This is a genomic window from Kitasatospora sp. NPDC056184, assembly GCF_042268405.1.
In the GTDB taxonomy this organism is placed as follows: domain Bacteria; phylum Actinomycetota; class Actinomycetes; order Streptomycetales; family Streptomycetaceae; genus Kitasatospora.
In genome coordinates this window covers 52,278-68,801 of sequence record NZ_JBHJUI010000023.1, presented here as the reverse complement: position 1 = coordinate 68,801, position 16,524 = coordinate 52,278, and the positions used below count along the sequence as shown (strand labels likewise).

Sequence of the window (16,524 nt, the reverse complement as noted above, 5' to 3'; positions counted from 1 at the left end):
CGGGTCAGGCGGGGCCGGCGACGGTGGCGACGGGGGTGGTGACCGGGGTGCCGGAGCCGTCGCGGCGGGGGTCGCGCTCGGGGAGGTCGACCGGGGCGCCCTTGGCGGTGGCGGCGCGGGCGGGGGCCGGGCCGGCCCAGGCGAAGGCGAGGGCGTCCTCGCCGCGCAGGAAGCGCTGGCAGCGGACGCCGCCGGTGGCGCGGCCCTTGCGCGGGTACTGCTCGAAGGGGGTGACCTTCCAACTGGACTGGGCCTCGCCGGTGAGGGTGCCGGCGGCGCCGGCCACCGAGACCACCACCGCGTCGACGGCCGGGTCGACGGCGGTGAAGGAGAGCACCCGGGCGCCGTCCGCGAGCTTGATGCCGGCCATGCCGCCGGCCGGGCGGCCCTGCGGGCGGACCTGTCCGGCGGGGTAGCGCAGCAGTTGGGCGTCGGAGCTGATGAAGACGAGGTCCTCCTCGCCGGTGCGCAGTTCGACCGCGCCGACCACCTCGTCGCCGTCCTTGAGCGCGATCACCTCGAACTCGTCCTTGTTGGCAGGCCATTCGGGGACCACCCGCTTGACGACGCCCTGCGCGGTGCCCAGCGCCAGGCCGGGGGAGGACTCGTCCAGGGTGGTCAGCGCCAGGACCCGCTCGTCGGCCTCCAGCCGGAGGAACTCGGTGGCGGCGGCTCCGCCGGCCAGCGTGGGCGAGGGGGTGGGCGGCAGCGCCGGCAGGTCGATGACGGCCAGTCGCAGGACCCGGCCGGCCGAGGTGACCACGCCGACGTCGGCGCGGGCGGTGGTCGGCACCGCGGAGACGATCACGTCGTGCTTGGCGCGCTTCTCGGAGAGCTCGAACGGCTCGCCGTCGGCGGTGCGGGCGAGCAGGCCGGTGGAGGAGAGCAGCACCCGGCACGGGTCGTCGGCGACCTCCAGCGGGACGGCCAGCGAGGCGGCCGGCGCGGCGCCGGCCTCCAGCAGGACGGTGCGCCGCTCGGTGCCGAACTGCTTGGCGACGGCGCCGAGTTCGCCGGAGACCACGCTGCGCAGCTTGTTGTCCGACTCCAGGATCTCGGTCAGGTCGGCGATCTCGGAGGTCAGCTTGGCCTGCTCCTGCTCCAGCTCGACCCGGTCGAAGCGGGTGAGCCGGCGCAGCGGGGTGTCGAGGATGTACGCGGTCTGCGTCTCGGACAGCGAGAAGCGCTCGATCAGGCGCTCCTTGGCCTGGGCGGCGTTGTCGCTCGACCGGATGATCGCGATGACCTCGTCGATGTCGACCAGCGCGACCAGCAGGCCCTCGACCAGGTGCAGCCGCTCCTGGCGCTTGCGGCGGCGGAAGTCGCTGCGCCGGCGGACCACCTGGAAGCGGTGGTCGACGTAGACCTCCAGCAGCTCCTTGAGGCCGAGGGTGAGCGGCTGGCCGTCGACCAGGGCCACGTTGTTGATGCCGAAGGTCTCCTCCATCGGCGTCAGCTTGTAGAGCTGCTCCAGCAGGGCCTCGGGCACGAAGCCGTTCTTGACCTCGATGACCAGGCGCAGCCCGTGCTCGCGGTCGGTGAGGTCCTTGACGTCCGCGATGCCCTGGAGCTTCTTCGCGTTGACGAGGTCCTTGATCTTGGAGATGACCTTCTCCGGGCCGACGTTGTACGGCAGCTCGGTGACCACGATGCCCTTGCGGCGGGCGGTGACCGCCTCGACGGTCGTGGTGGCGCGGATCTTGAAGGTGCCGCGGCCGGACTCGTAGGCGTCCCGGATGCCGGAGAGGCCGACGATCCGTCCGCCGGTGGGCAGGTCCGGGCCGGGGACGAACCGCATGAGGGTGTCGAGGTCGGCGTTCGGGTGCTTGATCAGGTGCCGGGCGGCGGCGACGACCTCGGAGAGGTTGTGCGGCGGCATGTTGGTGGCCATGCCGACGGCGATGCCGGTGGCGCCGTTGACCAGCAGGTTGGGGAAGGCGGCCGGGAGCGCGAGCGGCTCCTGCTCGCTGCCGTCGTAGTTGGGCCCGAAGTCGACGGTCTCCTCGTGGATCGACTCGACCATGGCCATCGAGGCGGCGGTGAGCCGGGACTCGGTGTAGCGCATCGCGGCCGGCGGGTCGTCGTTGCCGAGCGAGCCGAAGTTGCCGTGGCCGTCGATCAGCGGCAGCCGCATCGAGAACGGCTGGGCCATCCGGACGACAGAGTCGTAGATGGAGGCGTCGCCGTGCGGGTGCAGCCGGCCCATCACCTCGCCGACCAGGCGGGCGCACTTGACGTGGCCGCGCTCCGGGCGCAGGCCCATCTCGTTGGCCTGGTACAGGATGCGGCGGTGCACCGGCTTGAGGCCGTCCCGGGCGTCCGGGAGGGCCCGGGAGTAGATCACCGAGTAGGCGTACTCGAGGAACGAGCCCTGCATCTCGTCCACGACGTCGACGTCGAGGATGCGCTCCTCGAAGTCTCCGGGGGGCGGGGTCTGCGAACTGCGGCGGGCCATCGCGGCGGGGCTCCCTTACGTCTCGCTTGCGTCTCGTCCACGTCTCGTCGGCGCGGTTTCGCCGGGGCTGTCGGCGGTTCTGTCAACAGGGCTCGGCGCCCCCATTGTGGACCCTCCCGCCGACAGACCCGGCCAGCGCCCCTCTTCCGCCCCTGGCGAACGCCCCGTCCGCGCGGACACATCCACGGCGTTCGCGCGTTGCACCACAATGGGGGACGCCACACGAACCCCGACTTCGACGACGGGAAGGACCCGAGCGCATGGCCAACCCGGCCCCCGCCTCCCAGCGAGGCATCGCCATCACCGAGCACCGCCTGGCCAACGGCCTGCGCGTCGTCCTCTCCGAGGACCACCTGACGCCGGTGGCCGCGGTCTGCCTCTGGTACGACGTCGGCTCCCGGCACGAGGTGAAGGGCCGCACCGGGCTGGCCCACCTGTTCGAGCACCTGATGTTCCAGGGCTCCGCCAACGTCTCCAACAACGGGCACTTCGAGCTCGTCCAGGGCGCCGGCGGCTCGCTCAACGGCACCACCAGCTTCGAGCGCACCAACTACTTCGAGACCATGCCGGCCCACCAGTTGGAGCTCGCGCTCTGGCTGGAGGCGGACCGGATGGGCTCGCTGCTGGCGGCCCTCGACGAGGCGTCGATGGAGAACCAGCGCGACGTGGTGAAGAACGAGCGCCGCCAGCGGTACGACAACGTGCCCTACGGCACCGCGTTCGAGAAGCTGACCGCGCTGTCCTTCCCGGACGGCCACCCGTACCACCACACCCCGATCGGCTCGATGGCCGACCTGGACGCGGCGACCCTGGAGGACGCCCGGGCGTTCTTCCGGACCTACTACGCGCCGAACAACGCGGTGCTCTCGGTGGTCGGCGACATCGACCCGGAGCAGACCATCGCCTGGGTGGAGAAGTACTTCGGCAGCATCCCCGCGCACGACGGCAAGCAGCCGCCGCGCGACGGCAGCCTGCCGGAGGCCATCGGCCGGGAGCTGCGCGAGCTGATCCGCGAGGACGTGCCGTCCCGCGCGCTGATGGCCGCCTACCGGCTGCCGCACGACGGCACCCGCGAGGCGGACGCCGCCGACCTGGCGCTGACCATCCTCGGCAGCGGCGAGTCGAGCCGGCTCTACAACCGGCTGGTCCGCCGGGACCGCACCGCCGTCGCGGCCGGCTTCGGCCTGCTGCGGCTGTCCGGCGCGCCGAGCCTGGGCTGGCTGGACGTCAAGACCTCGGGCGACGCCACCGTCGAGCAGATCGAGTCGGCCGTCGACGAGGAACTGGCCCGGTTCGCGGCCGAGGGCCCGACCGCGGCCGAGCTGGAGCGCGCCCAGGCGCAGATCGAGCGCGAGTGGCTGGACCGGCTCACCACGGTGGCCGGCCGCGCCGACGAGCTGTGCCGCTTCGCCGTGCTGTTCGGCGACCCGAAGCTGCTGAACGACGCCCTGCCCAAGGTCCTCGACGTCACCGCCGAGGAGGTGCGGGAGATCGCCGCGGCGCGGCTGCACCCGCAGAACCGGGCGGTGCTGGTGTACGAGCCGACCCCGGCCGAGGACACCGCCGACGACACCGCTGCCACCGCCGAGACCGACGAGGAGGGCGCCGCCGTATGAGCACCGAGTACGTCCCCGCCATGACCTTCCACCCCCAGCCCCAGCCCGGCACCCCCAGCCCGTGGGCGTTCCCGGCGGCGGAGCGCGCCGCGCTCGGCAACGGCGTCACGGTGCTGCACTGCCACCGCCCCGGGCAGCAGCTGGTGGCCGTCGACGTGCTGCTCGACGCGCCGCTGGCGGCCGAGCCGGAGGGTGCGGACGGCGTCGCCTCGATCCTGGCCCGGGCGTTCAGCGAGGGCACCGACACGCTGACCGCCGAGGAGTTCGCGGCCGAGCTGGAGCGGGCCGGCGCGACCCTGGACGCGCACGCGGACCACCCGTGCATCCGGGTCTCGCTGGAGGTCCCGGCCTCCCGGCTGGCCCGCGGCCTGGACCTGCTGGCCTCCGCGCTGGGCAGCCCGGCGCTGCCGGAGGACGAGATCGAGCGGCTGGTCGCCAACCGGCTGGACGAGATCGTGCACGAGCAGGCCAACCCGGCCCGGCGGGCCGCCAAGGCGCTCTACGCCGAGCTGTTCGACGGCGCCGACCGGCTGTCGCGCCCGCGGGCCGGCACCGCCGAGACGGTCAAGACGATCGACCGGGCCGCCGTCCGGGCGTTCTACGAGGCGCACGTGCGGCCCGCGACCACCACCGTGGTCGTGGTCGGCGACCTCACCGGCACCGACCTGCCGGCCCTGCTGGAGTCCACCCTGGGCGTCTGGAAGGGCTCCCCGGCCGAGCCGGGCGCGCACGCGCCGGTGACCGCCGACGACACCGGCCGGGTGATCATCGTCGACCGGCCCGGCTCGGTGCAGACCCAGCTGCTGATCGGCCGGATCGGCCCGGACCGGCACGACCCGGCGTGGGCCGCGCAGATCCTCGGCACCTACTGCCTGGGCGGCACCCTCACCTCCCGGCTGGACCGGGTGCTGCGCGAGGAGAAGGGCTACACCTACGGCGTGCGGGCCTTCGCCCAGCCGCTGCGCTCGGCCGCCGACGGCAGCGGGCGCTCCCTGCTGGCGATCAGCGGCTCGGTGGACACCGCCTCCACCGCCCCGGCGCTGGCCGACACCTGGACCATCCTGCGCACGCTGGCCGCCGAGGGGCTCACCGACGCGGAGCGCGCCGAGGCGGTGCAGTTCCTGGTCGGCGTGGCGCCGCTGAAGTACGAGACGGCGGGCTCGGTGGCCGGCACCCTGGCCGACCAGGTCGAGCAGCACCTGGCCGACGACTTCCAGGCCGAGGTCTACCGGCAGCTGGCCGAGCTGCCGACCGCCGCCGCCACCGAGGCCGTGGTCAAGGCCTTCCCGCCGGACCGGCTGGTGACCGTTCTGGTCGGCGACGCCGCGGCGTTCGCGGACCAGGTGCGGGAGCTGGGCATCGGCGAGGTGACGGTGATCAGCGCCTGACCCGCGGGCCCCGGGGGCCCGGTGGAGCGTTCCGACGCCCCGCCGGGCCCCTCGCCGTTCGCGGCGTTAATTCCCTTGCGGGCGCGGCGGGGTGCGTGGGTAGATATCCCCCGGCACCCGGTGCACACACGGAGAGGAGGCGGTCACCATGCGGGTCGAGCGAACTCGGCTGAGCTCCCCGAGACTGTCCTCCCGATGCCCCTTGGCCGCCTGAGCGCCGCCAACCCCTGACATCCCCGGGTCGCGCCGGGTCTCTTCGCGCGGCATCCCCCGCGGGCGCACGCCCCGCCTAGGCTTGAACCATCCGACCTTGGAGGTCGTTGAACCATGTCGTACACCGAGGTACCCGGGGTCCGGGTCCCGATCCGGATGTGGACCGACCCGGCCGCCGTCGAGGGCCAGGCGATGCAGCAGCTGCGCAACATCAGCTCGCTGCCCTGGCTGCACGGGCTCGCCGTGATGCCCGACGTCCACCTGGGCAAGGGCGCGACGGTGGGTTCGGTGATCGCGATGCGCGGCGCCGTCTGCCCGGCGGCGGTCGGCGTGGACATCGGCTGCGGGATGAGCGCGGTGAAGACCTCGCTCACCGCGAAGGACCTGCCGGACGACCTGTCGCGGCTGCGCTCGCGGATCGAGCAGGCCATCCCGGTCGGCCGCGGCCTGCATGCGGACCCGGTCGAGCCGGGCCGGCTGCACGGCGTCCCGGCCGGCGGCTGGGACGACTTCTGGCAGCGGTTCGACGCGGTCGCGCCCGAGGTGAAGTGGCGCCGCGAGCGGGCGGCCCAGCAGATGGCGACGCTCGGCGGCGGCAACCACTTCATCGAGGTCTGCGTCGACGACACCGGCGCGGTCTGGCTGATGCTGCACTCCGGCTCGCGCAACATCGGCAAGGAGCTGGCGGAGCACCACATGGGCGTGGCCCAGTCGCTGCCGCACAACCAGGGACTGATCGACCGTGACCTCGCGGTGTTCGTCGCGGACACCCCGCAGATGGCCGCGTACCGGCAGGACCTCTTCTGGGCGCAGGAGTACGCCAAGCGCAACCGGGCGCTGATGATGGCGCTGTTCCAGGACGTCGTCCGGCGCGAGTTCCCGCGGGCGAAGGTCGGCTTCGACGAGGTGATCAGCTGCCACCACAACTACGTGTCCGAGGAGCGCTACGACGGCGTCGACCTGCTGGTGACCCGCAAGGGCGCGATCCGGGCCGGGGCCGGCGACTACGGGATCATCCCGGGGTCGATGGGCACCGGGTCGTACATCGTCCGCGGGCTGGGCAACGAGGCGTCGTTCAACTCGGCCTCGCACGGCGCCGGCCGGAAGATGAGCCGCAACGCGGCGAAGAAGCGGTTCACCACGCGCGACCTGGTCGAGCAGACCCGGGGCGTGGAGTGCCGCAAGGACGCCGGCGTGGTGGACGAGATCCCCGGCGCGTACAAGCCGATCGAGAAGGTGATCGAGCAGCAGCGGGACCTGGTGGAGGTCGTCGCGCACCTGAAGCAGGTGGTCTGCGTCAAGGGCTGAGCCCGCCCCGCCGCCCGTGCTGAGCCCCCGGCCGTCCGGCCGGGGGCTTCGGCGTGCTCAGGCGCCGTCGCGCCGGGGGTTGAGCCGCCGGTAGCCGGGGTGCACCCCGGCGGTGAGCTGCTGGGCCTCGGCGACCCGGCGCAGCAGCTCGCCCAGGGCGATACGTTCCTGCGGGTCGAGGCCCGCGCAGATGGCCTCCTCGTGCGCGAGCGCCGCCTCGGCCAGCCCGCGCATCGCCTCCTCGCCCTTGGGCGCGAGGTAGAGGTCCTGGAAGCGGCGGTCCTTGGGGTTGCGCCGGCGCTCCACCAGGCCGCGCTCCTCGATGGCGTCGACGAAGGCCACGAAGCGGCTGGGGGACATCCCGAGCCGCCGGGCGAGCTCCTGCTGGTGCTGGCCGGGGGAGAGGCTGACCGCTCTGAGCAGGCCGGCCTGGGCCGGGGTGAGGTCCAGCTCGGCGACCCGCTGGGTGAAGGCCTGGGTCGCGTGTTCACCCAACTGGGAGAGGAGGAAAGCGACCTGGGCTCCCTGCGGGCCCGTGTGCGGGATCGGTGCGGGGTCGGGAGTTTCGGTCATGGAAACACGATAGCAGTGGACAATGATGTCCCTGAGTGAACTATTCTGGATCAGGAACTACTGGTGCCGGCGCCGATCCGTGCCGCGCGGCGCCCTGCCCCGACGACCCGTTCTCGACTGGAGCGCCCCCATGACCACGACATCAGCGGTGCCGGCCGCCTCCGCCCGGCGTTCGCAGTCAGGACCCCCCTTGCTGCTGCCCGCCGTGGCGTTCGCGGCACTGATGGTGGTGTCCATCGTGCTGGCCCGGCAGACTCCGCTGCCCACCGACTCGGCGGCCGACACGCTCGCCTACTACAAGGACCACGCGACCGCCGCGAAGGTCTCCGGGACGCTGCAGTTCGGCGCCTCGCTCCCGCTCGCGGTCTGGGCCGCCATCGTCTACCAGCGGCTGCGCCGGCTCGGTGTGGTCGCCCCCGGCCCCGGCATCGCGCTGGTCTCCGGGGTGCTCGCCGCCGCGTCCATGGCGCTGTGCGGGCTCACCGTCTGGGCCGCCTCCCGCGCCGGGGACCTCGGCGACGCGCCGCTGGCCCGTTCGCTGGCCGACCTCACCTTCGCCTCCGGCGGCCCGGGGCACGTCGTCCCGTTCGCGGTGATGCTCGCCGGGGTGGCGGTGCCGATGCTGCTGCTCGGCTTCGGGCCGAAGGGCTTCGCCTGGGCCGGCCTGGTGCTCGCCGGGATCGGCGTGCTCGGCACCCTGGCGCTGCTTTCCACCAGCCTCGGGTTCTTCCTGCCGATCGCCCGCTTCGGCGGTCTGATCTGGCTGATCGCGGCCAGCGTGATCCTGCCGAAGCAGCGTCCGCGCCGCACCGCCTCCTACGAGTCGGAGGCCGAGCCGGCCTGAGGCCGGCCGTGGTGACTGCTCCGGTGCGGTGACGGCCCGGCCCCCGTTGGTGGTGCTCCGGGGTGAGGCCGTCCCGGCCGGGGGAGGGCGACGGGTCGCGGCGCCGGGAGGCGCGGCGGACCGGTCGCGACCGAGCGGGCCGATGGGCTCGCGAGGAAAAGGGAAGGCGGCGCGGCGGTGTCCTGGGGAGGAAGGCCGTCGCGCCGCCGGCCGTCGTACGGCGACCGGAGGGGGGTCGCCGGCCGTCGGCCGACGGCGCGTGGGGGCGCGAGACGGGTGACGGGGCCCGGCGCGCGCGGGAGGCGCCCGGCCGTCAGGCCGCCGCGAGGCGGCGGTCGAGAACGGCGAGAATCAGCTCTTCGATCCGGCGGGCCACCGTCCCGCTGTCGCCGTCCGGCCCGGCCAGCAGATCGAAGGTCTCGAAGCTGGTCAGCATGAAGAGCAGCTCCACCAGCTCGTCGAGCTCGGCCTCGCCGACCTCCGCGTCGCGGTCGGCGAGCAGCCGGCCGAGCACCACCTGGAGGCCGCCGCGCCGCCGCTCGCCCCGGCTCTGCAGCGCGGTGTCGAGCTCCGGGTCGAGGATGCCCAGGCCGCGCAGCCGCCGCAGGGCGATCCGGCCGGAGGCGTAGAAGCCGGTGAGGACGTCGAGGACGGCGGAGAGCGCCTCCCGGCCGCTGGGCGCCATGAACGCCGCGGGCATCCCGGCCATTCCGCCGCGCTGGGCCAGGTCGTCGAAGAGCGCCTCCAGCAGGCCGGTCTTCGAGTCGAACTGGTAGTAGACGGTCATCCGCGCCACTCCGGCGGTCTTGGCGACGGCGTCCATGCTGAACGAGGCCGGGCCCTTCTCCCCGGTGAGCAGCTCGCAGGCCGCCTCCAGAATGCGGGTGCGGGTCTGTTCGGCGGCAACCTGGCGTTGGCCGGCTCGGTACTGGCGTGGGCTCATGGGCTGTTGACGTCTCCTGAGGCGGGTGCTATGACATTCATTGTACACTCAGTCTATATAAAAATACGGGGGCAGGGAACGGTCCGGTGCGGACCGCGTCCCGGACCCGCCCCCGTGGAGGACCGGCGCCACTCCCACACACGACATCTCTCCACTGCGGAGGCCACGATGAGGTATCGCCATGTGAGTGTGCCGAGGCTCGGCGGAGCCGAGGTCCTGCGGCTGTCCAGCGACGAACTCCCCGCCCCGGCCGTTGGCCAGGTCCGGGTCAGGGTGCTCGCCGCCGGCGTCTCCTACGGTGACATTCTGCTCCGCGCCGGCGTCATCCCCGGCGGACCCAAGCGTCCGTTCACCCCCGGATACGACCTGGTGGGGGTGGTGGACCAGGTCGGACCGGGCACCAGGGCCCCCGAACCGGGCCGGCGGGTCGTCGCCCTGGTGCGCAGCGGGGGCTACGCGGAGTACGCGCTCGTCGCCGCCAACCGCCTGGTCCCGCTGCCCGACGGGGTCGACCCGGTCGAGGCCTCGGCGCTCGCGCTCAACTACTTCATCGCCCAGCAGATGCTGCACCGGGTGGCCGAGGTCCGGCGCGGCGGGACCGTGCTGGTGCACAGCGCGTCCGGCGGGGTCGGCACCGCCTTCCTGGAGCTGGCCGCGCTCGCCGGGGTCACCGTGTACGGCACCTGCTCCGCCGCCCGGGCCGAGCAGGTGCGCGCGCTCGGCGGACGCCCGATCGACCGGGCCGAGGACTTCCTGCGGGTGGTGCGCGGACTGCCGGGCGGCGCGGTGGACGCGGTCTTCGACCCGGTCGGCGGTCTGCACTTCCTGCGCTCGTACCAGGCGGTGCGGCGCGGCGGCGTGATGGTCGGCTTCGGCCAGAACGCCGCGCTGCGCGGGACCGACCAGCGGGACCTGCTGACCGGCGCCCAGGGGTTCCTGGGCGGCATCGTGCTGCCCAAGCTCATCCCGGACGGGAAGCGGACCCTGTTCTACAACGCCTGGAGCCTGGAGAAGTCCCACCCGGCCGCGTACCAGCAGGACCTCGCGACCGTGCTGGAGCTGCTGCAGAAGGGGCAGGTCAGCCCGCGGGTGGGCCGCACCATGCCGCTGGACCGAGCGGCGGACGCGCACCGCGCGATGGAGAGCGCGGCCGTCACCGGGAAGATCGTGCTCGTCCCGGCCGCCGCCTAGCCGGCCACGGCCCCGGCGCGCGCCACCGGACAGGGGCGCGCGCCGGCCGCTGCGCCTCCGTCCCCGGGGCGCGGCGCCGTGACCGGGGACGGGGCAGGAAAGGTTCCCAGCGTGTTGGGGATTCCCGACCCATGACGGTGGGACGGCCGGTCCGCAGGATGGCCGTAGCACCGCTTCCCCCCGCTGCCGTCCCGCCGGAGGCCGTCCGATGCGAACCGCCCTGCGCCGTGCCCACCGCCGTCTCCTGCTGCGCCGGTGGGCGCGGCGGACCGGCCGCTACCTGGCGGACGGACTGATCTGGCTCGGACTGGCGATGGGGGCGCTCACCTCGCCCTCCGCCCTGCCGGGGGCGCGGAAGCCGGAGGACGTGCTGCCCCCGCCGGGGGTGCCGGAGTGGCATCCGGAACGGACCGGAGCGCACCCGGCGCCGCTGACCCGGTACGAGGAGGAGCTGTGGGCGCAGCTGCTGGGGCGCTGACCGGGCCCGGGGCCCGCCGGCTCAGCTGCCGAGGCCGGCCCGCCGGGCCCGGACGGCCGCCTCGGCGCGGTCGGCGACCTGGAGCTTGCTGAAGATCCGGGAGAGGTAGTTGCGCACCGTCTTCATCGAGAGCCCGAACTCGTTGGCGATGTACGCGTTGTTGCGGCCGTCCGCGAGCATGGTGAGCACCGCCATCTCCCGGGGGGTGAGGTCGGGGAACGGCTCGCGCTCGGGGGCCGGCCGGCGGACCTGCGCGAGCAGGTGGGCGGCGGCCTCCGGGCCGAACAGCGCCCCGCCCTGGCTGACCGCGGTGATCGCGCGGCGGACGTCGTCCAGGCCCGCGCCCTTGACCAGGTAGCCCCGGGCGCCGGCCCGGACCGCCGCGACGATCGAGTCGTCGTTGTCGTCGGCGGTCAGCATCACCACCGCCACCCGGGGGTGCCGGGCCAGCAGGGTGCGGGTCGCCTCGATGCCGTCGGTGCCGGGCATGCCGATGTCCATCAGGACGACGTCGGGTGCGAGCCGCTCGACGGCGGAGAGCACGTCCGCCCCCCTGGACGCCTCGCCGACCACCGTCAGTGAGTCGATCCGGTCGAGGAGTTGGCGTAAACCCGCCCGGAACAGCTCGTGGTCGTCGACGACCAGGATGCGCAGGTTTCGGGGCACGGCCGGGTCCATGGGGGGCTCCTAGGGGAGGGTGAGGGAGTGCGCGAAGCGCGCGCGAAGCCGGGTGCGGGTACGGGTCGGTCGGGCACCGACTCCGCGACGGCGCCGGGCCGGGGAGGAGGGGGACCGGGCGGGGATCAGGCGAGGCCGGTGCCGTCGACCAGCGCCGAGTGGGGCAGCCGGATCCGGACCGCAGTGCCGTGCGGGGGCCGGTCCACCACCGAGAAATCACCGCCGAGTTCTTTGGTGCGGACGCACATCGACGGAAGTCCGATTCCGCGGACGGCGTCCGCCGAAATACCGATCCCGTCGTCCTCGATCGACAGGTCGAGTCCGCTCCTGCCGACCGATGCGGAGATCCGGCAGACCGATGCCCGCGCGTGCCGGGCGACATTGGCGACGGCCTCGCCGGAGATTTTCTTCAATTCGGTCTGGACGTCGGCGGGGAAATGGTCCAGGACGGTCGGCAGCTCCGTGACGAACCGCAGTCGGCCGGCCCCGGCCTCCTCGAAGGCGCGGACCTGCCGGTCCAGGAACTGGCGCAGGGTCCCGGCGGACTCGGCGGTCCGCGGCCCGGAGCGGTCGAGGTCCCTGATCACCCGGCGGACGTCGGCGATGGCGGTGCTGACGTCCTCCCGGGCCTGCGCCAGCAGGGCGGGCGCCTGCTCGGCGTCGCAGTTCAGATTGAGGCCGGCCAGTTCCATCCGCATGTGCAGGGCGGCCAGCCGGGGAGCCAGCGAGTCGTGCAACTCCCGGCGGAGGCGGAGTCGTTCGTCGAGCCTGGCGGCGGCGTCCGGACAGCCGGACTCCAGATCGGCGGCCACCAGGGCGGGCGGGGCGGGGGTCGGCCGCCGGGGCTGGGACGGTGGCAGGCCGGCCGCCCCGAGGCCGGTGACGAGTCCGAGCAGGGCGCTCACCAGTCGACCGATCCGGTCGGAGGTGTTCCGTTCACCGCGCGTAGCGAGTGCTGCCGCGCCTCCCGGGGCCAGGGTGGTCGGTCTTCGGTCGCCCCTGCCGGAGGGTTTGAGTATCTGGTCCAGCATGGTTCCTGAGATCCCCCCGTCGCTCGCGTCCTACCCACTGTGCACGGGCGTTTCCTGGCGCGGGGAAATGGAATTCCTCGGGCATGTCCGAAAATCGGCGCGACGAACCCCGCACTATCGGTCCGTCGCACGTATCAATGCCGTGATCCCAATCCACCCGGGACAAGACCTTAGGCGCGCCGTTGCACAGGGCGCAAGGGTGGGCGAGTCGGGCGGGGGAGGGGGCTGTGACGGATTCGGACACTTGGTTGCACCCATGTGAGTGAGCACTTACCCTCATGGAGTCGGGCCACGAGCACGACCGGCGGACGAGGCGCGCGGCGCCCCGCCGGCGTCCCCCGGAGAGCCGAGGAGGCGACCCCATGGGCACATCCCGCACCACCGATCTGACGCTCGATCAGATCGCCGAGATCTACCGGACGATGAGCGTGATCCGGGCCTTCGAGGACCGTCTGCACGGCCTCGCGAAGAACCTCCCCGGTGCGGTCCACCTCTACAGCGGGCAGGAGGCCGTCGCCGCGGGCGTGTGCGCGGCCCTCGCCCCGGACGACTACCTCGCCAGCACCCACCGCGGCCACGGCCACGCGATCGCCAAGGGCTGCGACGTCGAGGCGATGATGAAGGAACTGCACGGCCGGCCCGACGGGATCTGCGGCGGCAAGGGCGGCTCGATGCACATCGCGGACTTCGACCGCGGCATGCTCGGCGCCAACGGCCTGGCCGGCGGAGGCGTGCCGCTCGCCTGCGGCGCCGCTCTGACGGCCCGTCAACAGGGCACCGGACAGGTCGCGGTGGCCTTCACCGGGGACGGCGGCGCCAACCAGGGCGCCGTGCTGGAGAGCCTGGTGCTGGCCCGGATGCTCGACCTGCCGGTGGTCTTCGCCGTCGAGAACAACGGCTACGCCCAGGCCACCCCCGCCGACCGGCACTTCTCCGGCACCGACATGGCCCAGCGCGCGGCCGGTTTCGGGATCCCCGGCGAGGTGGTCGACGGCTACGACGTGCTCGCCGTGCACGCCGCCACCGCCGAGGCCGTGCGCCGCGCCCGGGCCGGCGAGGGCCCGACCGTGCTGGAGTTCCGGGCCGAGCGCTTCCACGGCCACATGGAGCTCTGGGACGACCAGTCCTACCGCCCGGGCGCCGACCCGGAGCGGCTGCGCACCGAGTCCGACCCGCTGCTGCTGCTCCGCTCCCGGATCGCCGACGGCACCGTGGCCGGACCCGCCGCCTTCGAACTCGACCGGATCGACCGGGACGCCACCGCGCTCGTCGAGGCGGCCGTCGCGGCCGCCGCCGAGCCGTTCACGGCCGACCCGCGCAGCCTGCTCGACCACGTCTACACCCGCTGACCCGCCCCGGAGGAGGGATCCACGTGCGCACCATCACGTACCAGCAGGCGATCGGCGAGGCGCTGACCCAGCAGATGCGCTTCGACCGCTCGGTGGTCCTCATGGGCGAGGACAGCACCAACGCCTGGGGCCCGACCAAGGGCCTGCACCTGGAGTTCCCGGACCGCGTGCTCGACATGCCGATCACCGAGGCCGCCTTCGTCGGCGCCGCGGTCGGCGCCGCCGCGACCGGCCTGCGCCCGGTGGTCGACCTGCTCTTCGTCGACTTCGCCACCGTCTGCTTCGACCAGATCGCCAACCAGGCCGCCAAGCTGCGGTACATGGCCGGCGGCCGGATCTCGGTGCCGCTGGTGCTGCGCGCGATGTGGGGCACCGGCCTGCGCCGCGGCGCCCAGCACTCGCAGGCGCTGCACCCGCTCTTCGTCCACCTGCCCGGACTCAAGGTGGTCGCGCCGTCCAGCGCGTACGACGCCAAGGGGCTGATGGCGCAGGCCCTGGTGGACGACGACCCGGTGCTGTTCCTGGAGCACAAGATGCTCTACTTCGTGCCCGGCGGCGTCCCCGAGGAGCCGTACGCGATCCCGTTCGGCTCGGCCAAGGTGGTCCGGCCCGGGACGGACTGCACGGTGGTCGCGATCGGCCGGATGGTCTCGGTCGCGCTCGCCGCCGCCGAGCAACTCGCCGCCGAGGGCGTGCAGATCGAGGTGATCGACCCGCGGACGCTGTCCCCGCTGGACACCTCGACCATCTACGGCAGCGTGGAGCGCACCGGGCGGCTGGTGGTGGTGGACGAGGCCCACCCGCGCTGCAGCCTGGCCACCGACATCGCCGCGCAGGTCGCGCAGGACCGCTTCACGGCGCTGCGCGGGCCGGTGAGGATGGTCACCGGGCCGCACGCGCCGGTGCCGTTCAGCCCCGAACTGGAGGACGCCTTCGCCCCCGGGCCGGACCAGGTGGTGGCCGCCGTGCGCGCCACCGGGCTGGTCCGGAGCGCGGCCTGAGCGCCGCCCGAGCGCCGTTTCGACGACCGAACAGTTTCCGTACCGCAGTGCTGCCGGGCCCGGGTGCGGGCCGGCCGACCGAGGAGGAACCGCGTGACGTCCCAACCGTTCGTGAAGCAGCCCGACGAGGGGCGCGCCATCTGGCACGTGGGCGCGCTGCTCAAGTTCAAGGCGACCGGCGCCGAGACCGACGGGCAGTTCTGGCTCGCCGAGCAGCTCTCCCCGGCGGGCTACGCCTCGCCGGTCCACCTGCACACCCGCGAGGACGAGTTCTTCATCGTCCAGGAGGGCGAGATGGTGCTGCGGATCGGCGACGACGAGCACAAGGTCGGCCCGGGCGCGACGGTCTTCGCGCCGCGCGGCATCGCCCACCAGTACCGGGTGGAGACCGAGGGGACCCGCTTCCTGGTGCTGGGCACCCCGGCCGGGTTCGAGGAGTGGTTCTTCGAGACCGGCGAGCCGGCCACCCGCCTGGAGCTGCCGCCGCCGCTCCAGGGGCCGCCGGACTTCGCCCGCCTGCTCGGCGCGCTGGAGCCGCTCGGCGTGCAGCTGGTCGGGCCGCCGCCCGGGCTGGGCGGGCCCGCCGGGCCGCCTCGCTGACCGTGCCGCTGCTCCTTCTTCCGCCGGCCCCGCCGCCCTCCGCGGGCGGTGGGGCCGGCCTGCTGGTCCGAATCTGTGAGCGGGCACTCACCTGCACGCTATCCTTCGGGTACCCCTCCGCAGCCGCGGCCCGGTCCGCAACCGGCCGCCCCGTTCCCTCGGAGCCTTCATGAGTATGCGCGAGCAGATCGTCGACGCCGCCGAGCGGGTGATCCGGGACCTCGGCCTGGCCCGCTGCACCACCAAGGAGATCGCCGAGGTGGCGGGCTGTTCCGAGGGCACCATCTACCGGCACTTCCGCAGCAAGGAGGACGTCTTCCTGGCCGTCCTCGCCGAGCGGCTGCCCGGCCTGCTGCCGGTGCTGCGGGCCCTGCCGGAGGAGGTCACCAGCGAGGGCGAGGTGCGGGCGGCCCTGCAGCAGGTGGCCGAGGAGGCGCTCGCGTTCTACCGCGAGTCGATGCCGATGCTGCTGTCGGTCTTCGCCGAGCCCAAGCTGCTCGACCGCCACCGCGAGTGGATGCGGGCCAACAACGCGGGGCCGCACCGGGCCGCCGAACTGCTGGCCGACTACCTGCGGCGGGCCCAGCGGGCCGATCTGGTCAGCCGGGACGCCGACCCGGTGGCGGCGGCCCAACTCCTGCTCGGCGCCTGCTACCTGGCCGCGTACGGGGGCGTGTTCGCCGCCCCGGCGGGCGACTCGGAGGCGCTGCGCGAGGCCGAGGCCTTCGTCCGGCAGCTCTGGCGGACGCTGGCCCCCGCCGACCGTCCGGCGGCGCCGGCCAGGAGCCGCACCAAGGCCCGCTGAGGCGGCGCCCCGAGGACCGGCCCGCCGCCCGGTGAGCAGTACCGGGCGGCG

The 16,524-nt window shown here is 73.7% G+C and carries 15 protein-coding genes; 10 read left to right on the top strand and 5 right to left on the bottom strand.

Annotation, left to right across the window (positions count from 1 at the left end):
• Positions 1-4: 4 nt before the first annotated feature.
• Complete coding sequence (locus ACFC0B_RS32695; RefSeq protein ID WP_376094145.1) at positions 5-2,455, bottom strand: DNA topoisomerase (ATP-hydrolyzing) subunit A; 2,451 nt, start codon at positions 2,453-2,455, stop codon at positions 5-7.
• Positions 2,456-2,715: 260 nt separating this feature from the next.
• Here ACFC0B_RS32695 and ACFC0B_RS32690 point away from each other — a divergent pair, with 260 nt between their 5' ends.
• The 3 genes from ACFC0B_RS32690 to ACFC0B_RS32680 all read left to right on the top strand — a co-directional run bounded on the left by ACFC0B_RS32690 (position 2,716) and on the right by ACFC0B_RS32680 (position 6,980).
• The gene (locus ACFC0B_RS32690; RefSeq protein ID WP_376094142.1) at positions 2,716-4,071 is read left to right on the top strand and encodes a M16 family metallopeptidase; all 1,356 of its coding nucleotides are present in this window, start codon (positions 2,716-2,718) and stop codon (positions 4,069-4,071) included.
• A 20-nt stretch (positions 4,072-4,091) separates the two neighbouring features.
• A complete protein-coding gene (locus tag ACFC0B_RS32685; RefSeq protein WP_376094258.1) occupies positions 4,092-5,459 on the top strand; it encodes a M16 family metallopeptidase in 1,368 nt (455 codons plus the stop codon).
• A 327-nt stretch (positions 5,460-5,786) separates the two neighbouring features.
• Entirely contained in the window at positions 5,787-6,980 is a 1,194-nt protein-coding gene (locus ACFC0B_RS32680; protein WP_376094139.1) for an RtcB family protein, read from the top strand.
• A 57-nt stretch (positions 6,981-7,037) separates the two neighbouring features.
• On the opposite strand, the gene ACFC0B_RS32675 is transcribed toward ACFC0B_RS32680, so the two are convergent.
• The gene (locus ACFC0B_RS32675; RefSeq protein WP_376094137.1) at positions 7,038-7,553 is read right to left on the bottom strand and encodes a MarR family winged helix-turn-helix transcriptional regulator; all 516 of its coding nucleotides are present in this window, start codon (positions 7,551-7,553) and stop codon (positions 7,038-7,040) included.
• A gap of 190 nt (positions 7,554-7,743) precedes the next feature.
• Between ACFC0B_RS32675 and ACFC0B_RS32670 the strand changes: the two genes are divergently transcribed.
• Positions 7,744-8,397: a DUF4386 domain-containing protein gene (locus ACFC0B_RS32670; protein WP_376094134.1), complete on the top strand. Its 654-nt coding sequence runs from the start codon at positions 7,744-7,746 to the stop codon at positions 8,395-8,397.
• A gap of 313 nt (positions 8,398-8,710) precedes the next feature.
• Here the strand turns inward: ACFC0B_RS32670 and ACFC0B_RS32665 are convergent, their stop codons facing one another.
• Entirely contained in the window at positions 8,711-9,340 is a 630-nt protein-coding gene (locus ACFC0B_RS32665) for a TetR/AcrR family transcriptional regulator (protein ID WP_376094131.1), read from the bottom strand.
• A gap of 183 nt (positions 9,341-9,523) precedes the next feature.
• Between ACFC0B_RS32665 and ACFC0B_RS32660 the strand changes: the two genes are divergently transcribed.
• Both ACFC0B_RS32660 and ACFC0B_RS32655 read left to right on the top strand, forming a co-directional pair.
• A complete protein-coding gene (locus tag ACFC0B_RS32660) occupies positions 9,524-10,531 on the top strand; it encodes a medium chain dehydrogenase/reductase family protein (protein ID WP_376094128.1) in 1,008 nt (335 codons plus the stop codon).
• Between the two features lie 208 nt (positions 10,532-10,739).
• A complete protein-coding gene (locus tag ACFC0B_RS32655; RefSeq protein WP_376094126.1) occupies positions 10,740-11,009 on the top strand; it encodes a hypothetical protein in 270 nt (89 codons plus the stop codon).
• A 21-nt stretch (positions 11,010-11,030) separates the two neighbouring features.
• Here the strand turns inward: ACFC0B_RS32655 and ACFC0B_RS32650 are convergent, their stop codons facing one another.
• Together ACFC0B_RS32650 and ACFC0B_RS32645 are read right to left on the bottom strand one after the other, a co-directional pair.
• Positions 11,031-11,687 carry a response regulator gene (locus ACFC0B_RS32650; RefSeq protein ID WP_376094123.1) on the bottom strand — a complete coding sequence of 219 codons (657 nt, stop codon included), beginning with the start codon at positions 11,685-11,687 and terminating at the stop codon, positions 11,031-11,033.
• 125 nt (positions 11,688-11,812) lie between these two features.
• A complete protein-coding gene (locus tag ACFC0B_RS32645) occupies positions 11,813-12,592 on the bottom strand; it encodes a sensor histidine kinase (protein ID WP_376094120.1) in 780 nt (259 codons plus the stop codon).
• Positions 12,593-13,080: 488 nt separating this feature from the next.
• On the opposite strand from ACFC0B_RS32645, the gene ACFC0B_RS32640 reads away from it, so the two are divergent.
• The 4 genes from ACFC0B_RS32640 to ACFC0B_RS32625 all read left to right on the top strand — a co-directional run bounded on the left by ACFC0B_RS32640 (position 13,081) and on the right by ACFC0B_RS32625 (position 16,473).
• Entirely contained in the window at positions 13,081-14,067 is a 987-nt protein-coding gene (locus tag ACFC0B_RS32640) for a thiamine pyrophosphate-dependent dehydrogenase E1 component subunit alpha (RefSeq protein ID WP_376094118.1), read from the top strand.
• Positions 14,068-14,090: 23 nt separating this feature from the next.
• Positions 14,091-15,068, top strand: coding sequence for an alpha-ketoacid dehydrogenase subunit beta (locus tag ACFC0B_RS32635; RefSeq protein ID WP_376094115.1), 978 nt, complete (start codon positions 14,091-14,093; stop codon positions 15,066-15,068).
• Between the two features lie 93 nt (positions 15,069-15,161).
• Entirely contained in the window at positions 15,162-15,668 is a 507-nt protein-coding gene (locus ACFC0B_RS32630; RefSeq protein ID WP_376094112.1) for a quercetin 2,3-dioxygenase, read from the top strand.
• A gap of 169 nt (positions 15,669-15,837) precedes the next feature.
• A complete protein-coding gene (locus ACFC0B_RS32625) occupies positions 15,838-16,473 on the top strand; it encodes a TetR/AcrR family transcriptional regulator (RefSeq protein WP_376094109.1) in 636 nt (211 codons plus the stop codon).
• The last annotated feature ends 51 nt before the right edge of the window (positions 16,474-16,524 follow it).

Coding starts and splice junctions, on each gene's coding strand:
- ACFC0B_RS32695 (WP_376094145.1), bottom strand. CDS start 2,455: ATGGCCCGCCGCAGTTCGCAGACCCCGCCCCCCGGAGACTTCGAGGAG.
- ACFC0B_RS32690 (WP_376094142.1), top strand. CDS start 2,716: ATGGCCAACCCGGCCCCCGCCTCCCAGCGAGGCATCGCCATCACCGAG.
- ACFC0B_RS32685 (WP_376094258.1), top strand. CDS start 4,092: ATGACCTTCCACCCCCAGCCCCAGCCCGGCACCCCCAGCCCGTGGGCG.
- ACFC0B_RS32680 (WP_376094139.1), top strand. CDS start 5,787: ATGTCGTACACCGAGGTACCCGGGGTCCGGGTCCCGATCCGGATGTGG.
- ACFC0B_RS32675 (WP_376094137.1), bottom strand. CDS start 7,553: ATGACCGAAACTCCCGACCCCGCACCGATCCCGCACACGGGCCCGCAG.
- ACFC0B_RS32665 (WP_376094131.1), bottom strand. CDS start 9,340: ATGAGCCCACGCCAGTACCGAGCCGGCCAACGCCAGGTTGCCGCCGAA.
- ACFC0B_RS32655 (WP_376094126.1), top strand. CDS start 10,740: ATGCGAACCGCCCTGCGCCGTGCCCACCGCCGTCTCCTGCTGCGCCGG.
- ACFC0B_RS32650 (WP_376094123.1), bottom strand. CDS start 11,687: ATGGACCCGGCCGTGCCCCGAAACCTGCGCATCCTGGTCGTCGACGAC.
- ACFC0B_RS32640 (WP_376094118.1), top strand. CDS start 13,081: ATGGGCACATCCCGCACCACCGATCTGACGCTCGATCAGATCGCCGAG.
- ACFC0B_RS32625 (WP_376094109.1), top strand. CDS start 15,838: ATGAGTATGCGCGAGCAGATCGTCGACGCCGCCGAGCGGGTGATCCGG.